Below are 12,359 nucleotides of genomic sequence, written 5' to 3' on the forward strand. Positions count from 1 at the left end.
CCCCCGTTTTGCGCCCTGTCGCTATTTGAACAGCACCAGTTCTTCCGCCATGGTCGGGTGGATCGCTACCGTCGCATCGAAATCGGCCTTGGTAAGGCCCGCCTTCACCGCGACGGCCGCAGCCTGCATGATCTCGGGCGCTTCGGGGCCGATCATGTGGATGCCGACGATGCGGTCGGTCGCCGCATCGACGATCATCTTGTAAAGACTGCGCTCGTTACGGCCTGCGACGACATTCTTCATCGGGCGGAAATCGGCCTGATACACCTTGACGCTGCCCAGCGTGTTGCGCGCCTCGCCTTCGGTCATGCCGACCGCGGCGATGGGCGGATGGCTGAACACCGCGCTCGGCACGCAGGAATGATCGACCGCATAGGGTTCGACCTCGCCGAACACGCTGTCAGCAAAGGCCTGGCCTTCACGGATGGCCACCGGGGTAAGCTGCACCCGGTCGGTCACGTCACCCAAGGCATAGACGTAATCGACATTGGTGCGGCTGAAGGTATCGACCACGATCTCGCCGCGCTTGCCGCATTCGACACCTATGGTCTCAAGCCCGAGCCCTTCGATATTGGGGACGCGTCCGGTAGCGACCATCACCACGTCGAAGATGCGTTCGTCCTGCCCGGTCAGCTTGACCCTGAGGCTGCCGTCATCCTGTTTTTCGACATATTCGAATTCGGCCATGAAGCAGTACTCGATCCCCTTCGTCAGCGAGATCTGCAACAATCGGTCGCGCACGCTTTCATCATAACCGCGCAGGATCGTGTCGGAACGGTTAGCAAGTGTCACCTTGCTACCGAATTCGTTAAAAATTCCGGCGAATTCGTTGGCGATATAGCCCCCGCCTGCAATCAGGATGCGGCGCGGAATAGCATCAAGATGGAATGCCTCGTTCGAGGTGATGACATGTTCGTTGCCGCGAAAATCGGGAATGAAAGGCCGCGCGCCAGTGGCGATGAGGATGTATCTGGCGGTCACGATCTTGCCGCTTGCCAGGGTGATCTGATGATCGCCGGTGATGCGGGCGTGCTCGTTCAGCACGGTGACATCATGGTTGGACAGCGTCTCGCCGTAGAGCCCCTCCAATCGGGTTACATCGTTCTGGACAGCGTCACGCAAAGCCGCCCAATCGAAGCTCTTGCCTTCGATCGTCCAGCCGAAAGCTTTTGCGTCTTCGAGATCCTCGGCAAAATGCGCGCCGTAGACGAGCATCTTCTTGGGCACACAGCCGCGGATCACGCAGGTGCCGCCGACGCGGTACTCCTCGGCCACAGCCACGCGCGCACCATGTGCGGCGGCGACGCGGCTGGCGCGCACGCCGCCGGAACCTGCGCCGATGGTGAAAAGATCGTAGTCATATTGGTCGGCCATGCGCGCTTATCCTCCTGTCGGTGGCAAGCGCGCTATGGCCGATGGCACCGCCGATGCCAACCGCAAGGCGCGCTCCCGGGTGGGAGACTTCGCCTTGCACTTGGATAAGGTTACATCAGGCGTTGACCGAGCGTGGACGCCCGCCGCCACCGGGACGACCGCGACCACGGCCGCGATCACCGCCGCCGCCATTGCCGCCGCCATTTCCGCCACCCTTGCCCGAGGGGCGACCCGAGCCGCCCGAACCGTGCGCCTGCTGGGGCTTGCGATCACCCTGCGGGCGACGGTCGCCTTCGGGACGACGTTCGCCTTGCGGACGCCGATCACCCTGAGGCTTGCGCTGGCCGAGCGGGCGCGGGTTGACGCGCTTCATCGGCGTGCGCGGCGCAGGCTTGGTCGGGCCTTCGCCTTCGACCACGGCACGGAAATTATCGGGCAGCGGCAGACGCTCAAGCTCGGCGCCGGTGACCTTGCGAATATCCTTCAGATATGCGCGTTCATCCTCGGCACAGAACCCGATGGCGATGCCTTCCTTGCCGGCGCGCGCGGTGCGGCCGATGCGGTGGACATATTGTTCAGGCACATTGGGCAGTTCGTAATTGATCACGTGGGACACGCCCGGAATATCAATCCCGCGCGCGGCCACATCTGTTGCGATCAGGATCGGCACGCGGCCCTTGCGGAACTCGTCGAGCGCGCGCTGGCGCTGCGGCTGCGACTTGTTGCCATGGATCGCGTTGCTTTCGATCCCGGCATGTGACAGCCGCTTCACCACCCGGTCCGCGCCATGCTTGGTACGTGTGAAGATCAGCACGCGTTCGATCGTGCCGGGCACATCGTGGCGGCCTTTCAGGATCATTTCGAGCAAGGACAGCTTTTCGTCCTGCTGCACCATGAACAAGTACTGGTCGATCCGCTCAGCCGTGGTGGATTGCGGGGTCACGGAGACCTGCACGGGATTGTTGCAGAAGCCGCTCACCAGTTCCTTGATCGCCTTGGGCATGGTGGCGCTGAAGAACAGGGTCTGGCGTTCTTTCGGAGCCAGTTCCTTGATCTTGCGCAGCGCATGGATGAAGCCGAGGTCGAGCATCTGGTCGGCCTCGTCGAGGATCAGCACTTCGATACCGTTGAGGTTCAGCGCCTTCTGATCAATTAGATCGAGCAGGCGACCCGGCGTGGCGACGAGGATGTCGGTGCCGCGATGCAGCTTGTTGCGATCCTTGCCCACGCTGGTGCCGCCGACGATGCATTGCACCTTCAGGCCGGCGAGCGCGCCATAATCCCTGGCACTGTCGGCAATCTGCACCGCCAGTTCGCGGGTCGGGGCCAGCACCAGCATGCGGCAGGATTTGAACGGGATCTGCTTGTCGTTTTCGCGCAGCCGGTCGATACCGGGCAGCATGAAAGCGGCGGTCTTGCCAGTGCCGGTCTGGGCAATGCCGAGCAGATCGCGGCCCTTGAGAACCGCCGGGATGGCCTGTTCCTGGATCGGGGTTGGGGTAGAATAGCCCTTCATGTCGAGGGCCTGGAGAACGGGCTGCGACAGCCCGAGATCAGCAAAAGTGGTCATGAAAACTCGCATAATGTGCGGCGCGCATCCGCCAGTCCCAAACGGACTGCGGGCGCGGCGCGGGGGTTAAAACCGCCCGCGTGAAAAGGGAAGTCCTTGGGAAAAACCGAGGCGCGGCCGGGGCGGATATTGTCAGAGTTCCGCCGCTTCACGCATGGCTAGCGCGCTTCGATAGGCGGCAGATGGGCGTAAAGTTGCGGAAAGTCAATCAATCATTGCGCCGTGCCAATACTCACCCCAGCCCCGCCGCCGCCATCAGCGCCTTTGTGCTCGGGTCGAACTCCCCTTCGCCGCTGTCGATCTGGTTCGCAATCGCCTTGCCCAGCTCCACGCCGAACTGGTCGAAGGGGTTGATCCCCATCAACACCGCATTGGCGAAGGTGCGTTGTTCATGAAACGCGATCAGCGCGCCCAGCGCGCTGGCGTCGCAATCATCGACAAGGATGGTGGTCGAAGGCCGATCCCCCGGATAGGCGCGCGCCGGATCGTCCGACGGCTTGCCCGCCATCAGCGCCGCACCCTGTGCAAGGCAGTTCATCAGCAGCGCGCGGTGATGGGCCGGATCAAGCGCGTCGCCAGGCGCGATGCTGGCAATGAAGTCCACCGGCACCAGATGCGTGCCCTGATGCAGCAGCTGGAACACCGCGTGCTGCGCGTCCGTGCCCACCCCGCCCCATGTGATCGGCGCGGTCGGCCCGTCAACCGGCGTGCCATCGGTGGTCACGCTCTTGCCGTTGGATTCCATCTCCAGCTGCTGGAGATAGTCGGGCAGCAGCGCCAGCCGTTCGTCATAGGCGAACACCGCGCGGGTCTGGCAGCCCTTCAGCCGGGCGTAGAACTGATCGGCAAAGGCGGCCAGCAGCGGCGCATTGGCGCGTCCTTCGGTCTCACGGAAATGATCATCCACCGCCTTTGCGCCTGACAAGATGGCACGAAATTCGTCCATCCCCACCGCCAGCGCGACCGGAAACCCGATTGACGAGAACAGCGAATAGCGCCCGCCCACGCTTTCGGGGAACGGCAGCACGCGGGTTTCGTCCACGCCCCACTCGACCGCCTTTTCGGGCGCGGCGGTCAGCGCCACCACCCGTCCGCCGGGATCGGCCACGCCATTGTCGGCCAGCCATTTGAGCGCGCTGGCCGCATTGGTCATCGTCTCGATGGTGGTGAAGGTCTTCGAGGCGAGCGCGATCAGCGTGGTCGCAGGATCGCAGGCGGCAAAGGCCTGTTCCAATGCCAGCCCGTCGATATTCGAGACGACATGAACATCGACCAGCGCCAGATCGCGGGTCAGCGCATCGATCGCGAGCGCCGGGCCCAATGCCGATCCGCCGATACCGATGGCGATGCAATGCCTGACCTCGCCCAGAGCGCCTTGATGGATCGCCTCGACCAGCATCCCCATGCGCGCCAGCAACGCCTCGGCCTCCTCCACCTGCGCAGGTGTGCCGCTGCCGCGCAGTGCGCCGTGGGTGGCGGCGCGGCCTTCGGTCGGGTTGACGATGCCGCCATCGAACAGCGCCGCGCGCGCCGCGTCAAAGCCTGCAGCTTCGGCCAGCGCCTCGAACGCGGTCAGCGCATCAGGGCCGAGGTGGGTCTTGGCAAAGTCGATCACCATGCCCGCTTGCGCATCGCTGCCGGGCATGACTGGCCATGATATCCGCCGGGTCATCACATCGGTCCGCGCCGGATCGACAGCGAACAGCTCAGCCAGCGCCGGGGTTTCGATCGCGCGCAACCGCGCCCATGCCTCGGCCACGGCTACCTTGCCCCGTGCTTCGCCCGATCCGTTCATTGCCGTTCCCCTTTGCGCATATGTGCCGCTGCGACTAAGGGCATGAGAGATGGATGTTAAGAGCCAATCTCTCGGGCAAGGCGCGATGATCGACGCGCAGGGCCAGCCACCCGCGCGCGAGGGATGGGGCAGCTTCGTCTGGTTTCTGGTCAAATTGCTGATGGTGGTGCTGGCCTTCCGCACGCTGGTCTTCTCGCCATTTTCGATTCCTTCGGAAAGCATGCTACCGCGGCTGATGAACGGGGATTACCTGCTCGCGGCCAAATGGCCTTATGGCTTTTCGCGCCATTCGCTGCCGTTCGATCTGCCGCTGCCGGCCGGGCGGGTACTGGCAAGCATCCCGCAGCGCGGCGATATCGTGATCTTCAAGCACCCCATCGACGGGCGCGATTACATCAAGCGGGTGATCGGCCTGCCGGGCGACAGCATGGCCGTGGTCGAAGGCCAGCCAGTGCTGAACGGAAAGCCGGTGCTGCGCGAACGGATGGCCGATTTTCTCATCCCGCTTTCAGGTAACACCAGCTGCGAATGGGGCGGCGCGGCGGTGCCCATGGCAGAGGGGCGCGAGGCCTGCCGTTATGTCCGCTTCCGCGAGACCCTGCCCGGCGGCAAAGCTTACGAAGTGCTCGATTTCGGCATTACTCCGGGGGACAGTTTCGCCCCCGTCACCGTGCCTGAAGGCATGGTCTTCGTGATGGGCGACAACCGCGACAATTCGCGCGACAGCCGCTGGCCGGCGGCGGCAGGCGATGCGGTGGGGTTCGTTCCGCTCGACCGGCTGGTGGGCCGCGCCGGGGTGGTGGTGTGGTCGACCGATGGCGGCGCCGAATGGCTCAAGCCGTGGACATGGATTTCCGCAGCACGCTGGGACCGGATCGGGGAGACGCTGTGAGCGCGCTCGAACCCGATGCCCGCGCATGGCTGGAGGCACAGGGCTTTGCCGTCACGAACGAGACCCCGTGGATTGAAGCGCTCACCCACGGCAGCTTCAATGGCGCAGGCGGCGAGGCGACCGATTACCAGCGGCTTGAATTCCTTGGCGACCGGGTGCTGGGCCTGTCGGTGGCGAGCTGGCTCTACCGCGCAGGTGACGGGCCGGAAGGCAAGCTGTCGCAGCGGCTGAACGCGCTCGTCAGCGGGGCGACCTGCGCCCGCATCGCCCGCAATATCGACCTTCCCGCCCACATCCGCCTTGGCAAGCAGGCGCGCGATGATGGCGGGGCAGATAGCGACAAGATCCTGGGCGATGTGATGGAGGCCCTGATCGGCGCGTGCTTCATCGAAAACGGCTTTGATGCCGCGCAGCGAATGGTCTACCGGCTGTGGACGCGCGAACTCGAAGGCGATGTCGGCAAGGCCAAGCATCCCAAAAGCGCGTTGCAGGAATGGGCTGCGGGCAACAAGCGGGCGGTACCGCATTACGAGGTTGTCGAACGCAGCGGCCCCGACCACGCGGCACGCTTTACCGTCAGGGTGAGTGTCCGCAATGTCGGCGAGGCCGAGGCCAGCGCCAGCAGCAAGGGCGAGGCAGAACGGCTGGCGGCGAAAGCCTTTCTGGAAGAATATGGTTAGGCCGGAACAGGCGCTAACAGCGCCAATGTTCTTGATATGTTTCACGTGAAACATTTCTTATATGGCGCTATGATGGGCCACGATTGAAAGACGGATATGACGGATACACCCCCCACCCGCTGCGGCGTTGTTGCCGTGATCGGCGCTCCCAATGCGGGCAAATCAACCTTGGTCAACCAGCTCGTCGGCCAGAAGGTCGCGATCACCAGTGCCAAGGCGCAGACCACCCGCGCGCGGATGCTCGGCATTGCGCTGCACGAATTGGCAGGCACGCCGGTGCAGATGATCCCCACCCAAATGATTTTGGTCGACACGCCGGGCATCTTTGCGCCGCGCCGCAGGCTCGACCGCGCGATGGTGAGCGCCGCTTGGGAAGGCGCGGAAGCCGCCGACGCGGTGCTGCTGCTGGTCGATCCGATCAAGCAACGCCGCCATGAGCTGGAACCGCTGCTGGAGGCGCTGGCCGGGCGGCCCGAACGCAAGATCCTCGTCATCAACAAGGTCGACCGCGCCAAGAAAGAACCGATGCTGGCGCTGGCGCAGGATCTGGCCGGCAAGGTCGATTTTGCCGAGATCTACTTCGTCTCGGCGTTGACCGGGGACGGCGTGCCGGAGTTGAAGGACGCGCTGGCGGGCATGATGCCCGAAGGCGAATGGATGTACCCGGAAGATCAGGTGTCGGATGCCTCCGAACGCCTGCTCGCCGCTGAAATCACCCGCGAACAGCTCTATCAGCAGCTCCACGAGGAACTGCCCTATGACAGCGCGGTGCGGCCCGAGAAGTACGAGGTGCGCAAGGATGGCAGCATCGAAATCCACCAGCAGATTGTGGTCGCCCGCGAAACCCAGCGCGCCATCGTGCTCGGCAAAGGCGGATCGCGGATCAAGGAAATCGGCGCGGCGGCGCGCAAGGAATTGTCCGAAGTGCTGGGCGTGCCGGTGCATCTCTATCTCCACGTCAAACAGTCGGAGAACTGGGCCGAGGACAAGGAGATTTTCGAAGAGATGGGGCTCGATTGGGTGCGGTAGGAGCGTCCGCTTCTCGCGAAATTGAGACAAAACCTGCCGTTCGGCTATCGACCCCGGAGCGGACTTTACCGTCATCCCAGCGAAAGCTGGGATCGCTCTCGCCCGCGTGCTAGCTCACGGCAATCGGCGGCTGGGTCTACATCATGACCAACAAACGCGGCGGCGTTCTGTATATCGGCGTCACCGCCGACCTGCCCGCGCGGATCATGCAACACAAGCAAAGCAAGGGTTCCACCTTCTGCCGTCGGTATGGTCTTGACCGACTGGTCTACGTGGAGCCTCATGCCGAGATCGTCGCTGCCATCGCCCGAGAAAAAGCGATGAAGGCATGGAAGCGCGCATGGAAGATCGAGCAGATAGACAAGAGCAACCCTGAATGGGGTGACCTTTTCGAGCAGATCAACTGACCGCCAGCGATCCCAGCTTTCGCTGGGATGACGAAAAGGGCAGGTCACCACCCACATCTAGCCGTTAGCCCTCAACCACCGAAATCCTGAAAGCTGACGTGCCCCTGCGAAACGCTGCATTGACGAAGTCGCCTCGTGTTTGGCTCCTTCGCCCGAGCGTAGGGCGAGAAGAAGCCAAGCCCCGGATCAAGTCCGGGGCGACGAGGGGTTGTTCACCCCCGCCCCAGCTTCTCCAGCTTCGCCTTCAATGCCGCCTCATCAAACGGTTTGACGATGTAATCATCCGCGCCTGCGGCAATCCCGTCATGAATATCCTTGGCCTCGCCGTTCGAGGTGCAGAACACCACCACCGGCTCTTTCGGCGTGGGGATGGCGCGGAGTTTGGCAACGAAGGTGATGCCGTCCATTTCGGGCATGTTCCAGTCGGTCAGCACCAGATCGGGCATCGCCTTCTTGCAGCGGGCCAGCGCTTCCTCGCCATTCTCCGCCTCGATCGGGACATAGCCGAGACTGAGCGCGATCTTGGAGGAAACCTTGCGGATCACCCGGCTATCGTCGACGATCAGGCAGGTCTTTGCCGCGGCGGCAGGGGCAACGCCCCCGGCATAACGGTCGCGCATCGCCTTGGCAGCGGCAACGATCGTGTCGGTATCATCAAGACCTGCCTCGGGCGCGGCCGGCGCGCGCGATTGCATTTCGGACTTTTCCTCGGCAAGCGGAGCCGGTTCAGCCTGTGCCGCCTCGCGCGCGGCTTCGCCTTGCGCCAGCTTTTCCGCCAGCGTCTTGCCTTCCATGCCCGAACGGCGGTTCGGCCCGGAATTGCGCTTGATCAGATTTTGCACGTCTCGCGCTCCCCGCCCGTTTTGACCAACCCGGCATCATAGCTGCGGGCGGCGTAATCGTCGGAAAACGGGTCCTCGCCTGCCAGCGCGCCTTCGCCGGGCGTCATGCGGATATGCAGATAGGGCATCCACACATCGCCGAACTCGGCCTTCTGATACCATACGTCGAGGACATCATAACTCGCCCAGATCCCGTCGGGCTCGCGCAGGCGAATACCCTCTCCAATGCGCGGCACCGCAGCAAAGCGGATGCGGGCCTGGGTCTGGTGCGTCTCGTTCTGGACTTCGATCTCAATCACGGTGCAGCCCCTGGTCTTGAAGGGCCGTGATAGGCAGCAATGCTTTATGATTTACCAACGCGGGCGCGAGCCGCACGCAGGCTGGAATTATTTTGCCGCCTTTTCCGCCGGAGCCTTCTTGGCCCCAGCCTTCTTTGCCGGAGCCTTTTTTGCCGGAGCCTTCTTCTTGGGCGCGGCCTTCTTCTTGGCCCCACCCTTCTTGGCGCCCTTGGCCGGGCCCTTGGCGATGCGGGCATCGATCAGCGCGATCGCGGCTTCGAGCGTGACATCCTCGGGCTTCACATCCTTGGGGATGGTCGCATTGGTGGTGCCGTCGGTAACATAGGGCCCATACCGGCCGGGCATCACCTTGATCTCGCCCGCGCTGACAGGGTGCGCGCCGAGCGTGGCGATCGGTTCGGCCTTGCCACGCGCCGCGCCGCCGCGATTGGCGGCCTGGGCAAGGATATCAACCGCGCGGTTCATCCCCACCTCGAACACCTCGCGGGTATTGGTGAGCTTGCCGTATTTGCCATCGTGGCGCAGATATGGCCCGTAACGCCCGATATTGGCTTCGATTTCCAGCCCCGTTTCCGGGTGCGCGCCGATGATGCGCGGAAGATCGAGCAGCTTCACCGCCCAATCAAGATCGAAATCATCGAGGTCCTTGGGGATGCTGGCGCGCTTGGCTTCCTTGCCATCGCCCATCTGCACGTAAGGCCCGAAACGACCGGTCTTGCGGTGGATATCCTCGCCCGTTTCGGGATGCTGGCCCATCACGCCATCATCGGCGCCGTCTGCGCCTTCGCCGCCCGGCTGGGCAAAGCGGCGGGTGAACTTGCATTCGGGGTAATTGGCGCAGGCGACAAACGCGCCGAACCGGCCACCGCGCAAGGCCAGTCGGCCACCTTCGCGGCCCTCGCTGGCGCATAGCGGGCAGGCACGCGGGTCACTGCCATCCTCGCGCGGGGGGAACAGAAAATCGGACAGATATTCATCAAGCGCCTCGGTCACTTCCGAAGGCAGCTTCTCCATCACCTCGTCAGCCTTGGGCTTGAAGTCCTTCCAGAAGCGGGCGAGCAGCAGCTTGTAATCCTCGCGTCCGTCGGAAACGATGTCGAGTTCATCCTCCATCCCGGCGGTGAAATCATAGGCGACATAGGTGGGGAAGAAGCGTTCGAGAAACGCCGTCAAAAGCCGACCCGATTCCTCGGCGAAGAAACGGTTCTTCTCCATCCTGACATAGGCGCGATCGCGCAGGGTCTGGATGGTCGAGGCATAGGTCGAAGGCCGCCCGATGCCGAGTTCTTCGAGGCGTTTGACAAGGCTGGCTTCGGAGAAACGCGGCGGCGGCTGGGTGAAGTGCTGGGTCGCATCGACGGCGCGCTTGGCCGGGCAATCGCCAGCCTTCATTGCCGGCAGCAGCCCGCTTTCATCATCTTCGCTGTCGTCGAAGCCTTCCTGATAGACCGCGAGGAAACCGGGGAAGCGGATCACCTGCCCGGTGGCGCGCAGCTCGTGGCTCCCGGTCGCATCGCGCAAGGTGACGGTGGTGCGTTCAAGCTGCGCGGTCGCCATCTGGCTCGCCATGGCGCGCTTGAAGATCAGGTCATAAAGCTTGGCCTCGTCGCCCGACGCCACCCGCTCGCGGGTGAAATCGGTGGGGCGGATCGCCTCATGCGCTTCCTGCGCGTTCTTGGCCTTGGTGCTGTAGAAGCGCGGCTTTTCCGGACGGTAATCTTCGCTGAACCGTGCGGCAATGGCATCGCGCGCAGCTAGAATCGCGCTCATGTCCATCTGCACACCGTCGGTCCGCATATAGGTGATCGCGCCCGCTTCATACAGGCTTTGCGCCAGCCGCATGGTGTGCTGCGCTGAAAAGCCGAGCTTGCGCGCGGCCTCCTGTTGCAGGGTCGAGGTGGTGAAGGGCGGCGCGGGGTTGCGTTTGACCGGTTTGGTTTCCACGCCCTCGACCGTGAAACGCCCGGCTTCAACAGCCGCCTTGGCCTCCATCGCAATGCCTTCAGCGCCAAGGCTCAGCTTCTCCAGCTTCTCGCCCCGGAACCGTACCAGCCGTGCATCAAATTCACTGCCATCGTGCTGCATCTTGGCGACGACTGACCAGTATTCGTCCGCCCGAAAAGCCTCGATCTCGCGCTCACGCTCGACGATCAGGCGCAGCGCGACGGACTGCACGCGGCCTGCGCTTTTCGCGCCGGGCAGCTTGCGCCACAGCACCGGCGACAGGGTGAAGCCGAACAGGTAATCCAGTGCGCGCCGAGCGAGATAGGCATCGATCAGCGGCTGATCGAGCTCGCGGGGCTTGGTCATCGCCTCGGTCACGGCGGCCTTGGTGATCGCGTTGAAGGTGACGCGGTCGACGCTGGCGGGCAGGCTCTTGCGCTTCTTCAGCAGTTCCAGGACGTGCCAGCTGATTGCCTCGCCTTCACGGTCAGGGTCAGTTGCCAGCACCAGCCGCGATGCGCCCTTGGCGGCGTCCGCAATCTCTTTGAAGCGGCTCTGCTTGTCGCGGTAAAGTTCCCACTCCATCGCGAAATCGGCGTCGGGATCGACGCTGCCATCCTTGGGCGGCAGGTCGCGGACATGGCCGTAAGAAGCGAGGACCTTGAAGTCCTTGCCGAGATATTTCTCGATAGTCTTCGCCTTCGCGGGCGATTCAACGATGACAAGTTGCATGGTGGTGCCAGGGTGTCCCTTACGTGTGTACGCGCGAAGGTGGAGCGGCGCGACTTACAGCGTCAAGCAGGTTGTGCAAGGGGGTGCCGGTTTGCACGCCATCCGATCAGCCGAACACTTCCTCGATCGAATTGTCCCTTGGCCCCAGCAGATCGTAAGTTGCGCAAGACAGGGCAAACAGCAGGACGGGAAACAGCTGTGCCTGGATCAGGTCGATCGGCTGTGCCCTGCGATCAACGCCGAGATCGGACAAAGTCACATCAACACCGCCGCTCTACCCGCCGATCAAACTGACCAGGACGAACAGTAGCGCAACCGCTCCTGCAAGCTTGCCAGTGTTACCGCGCACCGCTTGCCAGCTGAGGCGAGCTGCCGGAAACACCCCTTCGCCGCGTGCAACGATAAAGGCCGGCGCGGCAATCCAGCGGGCAACCAGGAACAGCCCCGGCAGCACGAACAGCGCGAGACCAAACATGATCGGAAAGAACAGCACCGCCGCAAGGCCGACAAAGCCAAGGGCATGGATACGCGAGGTCTCCAGCATGCCGCGCGCCTTCAGCAGCGAGTGATAAAGCCAGTATTGTCCGCCAAGGTAGAGCCCGAGGCCCAGCAACCCCGTCGGCCCGTCACCCGCAAGCGGCACGGCAAAAGCGAGCACCGCAACCACCGCGAGATAAGACAGGACCTGCCAACAGACCAGCCGCAAATTGGCAAACGTCAGCGACAGCAAGGCACCGAAATCAAGCTCGCGCGGGGCGGCAGGAAAAGCATTCACCCGTGATCCTTTCGCTTGTT

At 63.3% G+C, this 12,359-nt stretch carries 12 protein-coding genes; 4 read left to right on the forward strand and 8 right to left on the reverse strand.

Features of this window, described 5'->3' with window-relative positions; translation table 11 throughout:
- Positions 1 to 21: 21 nt before the first annotated feature.
- The 3 genes from gorA to pgi form a co-directional block, all read right to left on the reverse strand.
- A complete protein-coding gene (gorA, locus tag BUA05_RS02255) occupies positions 22 to 1,374 on the reverse strand; it encodes a glutathione-disulfide reductase (RefSeq protein WP_072673035.1) in 1,353 nt (450 codons plus the stop codon).
- A gap of 115 nt (positions 1,375 to 1,489) precedes the next feature.
- Entirely contained in the window at positions 1,490 to 2,944 is a 1,455-nt protein-coding gene (locus BUA05_RS02260; RefSeq protein WP_072673036.1) for a DEAD/DEAH box helicase, read from the reverse strand.
- Positions 2,945 to 3,176: 232 nt separating this feature from the next.
- Entirely contained in the window at positions 3,177 to 4,739 is a 1,563-nt protein-coding gene (gene pgi / locus BUA05_RS02265) for a glucose-6-phosphate isomerase (RefSeq protein ID WP_072673037.1), read from the reverse strand.
- A gap of 49 nt (positions 4,740 to 4,788) precedes the next feature.
- On the opposite strand from pgi, the gene lepB reads away from it, so the two are divergent.
- The 4 genes from lepB (at position 4,789) to BUA05_RS02285 (ending at position 7,747) form a co-directional block, all read left to right on the forward strand.
- Complete coding sequence (gene lepB, locus BUA05_RS02270) at positions 4,789 to 5,631, forward strand: signal peptidase I (protein ID WP_072673038.1); 843 nt, start codon at positions 4,789 to 4,791, stop codon at positions 5,629 to 5,631.
- Complete coding sequence (gene rnc, locus BUA05_RS02275; RefSeq protein WP_178139130.1) at positions 5,586 to 6,311, forward strand: ribonuclease III; 726 nt, start codon at positions 5,586 to 5,588, stop codon at positions 6,309 to 6,311. Before lepB ends, rnc begins: the two co-directional genes overlap by 46 nt.
- A gap of 96 nt (positions 6,312 to 6,407) precedes the next feature.
- A complete protein-coding gene (era, locus tag BUA05_RS02280; RefSeq protein ID WP_072673039.1) occupies positions 6,408 to 7,340 on the forward strand; it encodes a GTPase Era in 933 nt (310 codons plus the stop codon).
- Between the two features lie 122 nt (positions 7,341 to 7,462).
- On the forward strand, positions 7,463 to 7,747 hold the full coding sequence (locus BUA05_RS02285; RefSeq protein ID WP_281247000.1) for a GIY-YIG nuclease family protein: 285 nt from the start codon (positions 7,463 to 7,465) through the stop codon (positions 7,745 to 7,747).
- 212 nt (positions 7,748 to 7,959) lie between these two features.
- On the opposite strand, the gene BUA05_RS15055 is transcribed toward BUA05_RS02285, so the two are convergent.
- The 5 genes from BUA05_RS15055 to BUA05_RS02305 all read right to left on the reverse strand — a co-directional run bounded on the left by BUA05_RS15055 (position 7,960) and on the right by BUA05_RS02305 (position 12,339).
- Complete coding sequence (locus BUA05_RS15055; RefSeq protein WP_342742085.1) at positions 7,960 to 8,589, reverse strand: response regulator; 630 nt, start codon at positions 8,587 to 8,589, stop codon at positions 7,960 to 7,962.
- Positions 8,577 to 8,888, reverse strand: a complete 312-nt coding sequence (locus BUA05_RS02295; RefSeq protein ID WP_245790047.1) for a hypothetical protein — start codon at positions 8,886 to 8,888, stop codon at positions 8,577 to 8,579. The genes BUA05_RS15055 and BUA05_RS02295 overlap by 13 nt, the downstream gene beginning before the upstream one ends.
- An 87-nt stretch (positions 8,889 to 8,975) precedes the next feature.
- Entirely contained in the window at positions 8,976 to 11,564 is a 2,589-nt protein-coding gene (topA, locus tag BUA05_RS02300) for a type I DNA topoisomerase (RefSeq protein WP_072673041.1), read from the reverse strand.
- 106 nt (positions 11,565 to 11,670) lie between these two features.
- Positions 11,671 to 11,817: a hypothetical protein gene (locus BUA05_RS14660; RefSeq protein ID WP_178139129.1), complete on the reverse strand. Its 147-nt coding sequence runs from the start codon at positions 11,815 to 11,817 to the stop codon at positions 11,671 to 11,673.
- A gap of 21 nt (positions 11,818 to 11,838) precedes the next feature.
- A complete protein-coding gene (locus BUA05_RS02305) occupies positions 11,839 to 12,339 on the reverse strand; it encodes a hypothetical protein (protein WP_143150236.1) in 501 nt (166 codons plus the stop codon).
- Between the last annotated feature and the right edge of the window lie 20 nt (positions 12,340 to 12,359).

This window comes from Erythrobacter sanguineus, assembly GCF_900143235.1.
GTDB classification, from domain to species: domain Bacteria; phylum Pseudomonadota; class Alphaproteobacteria; order Sphingomonadales; family Sphingomonadaceae; genus Erythrobacter; species Erythrobacter sanguineus.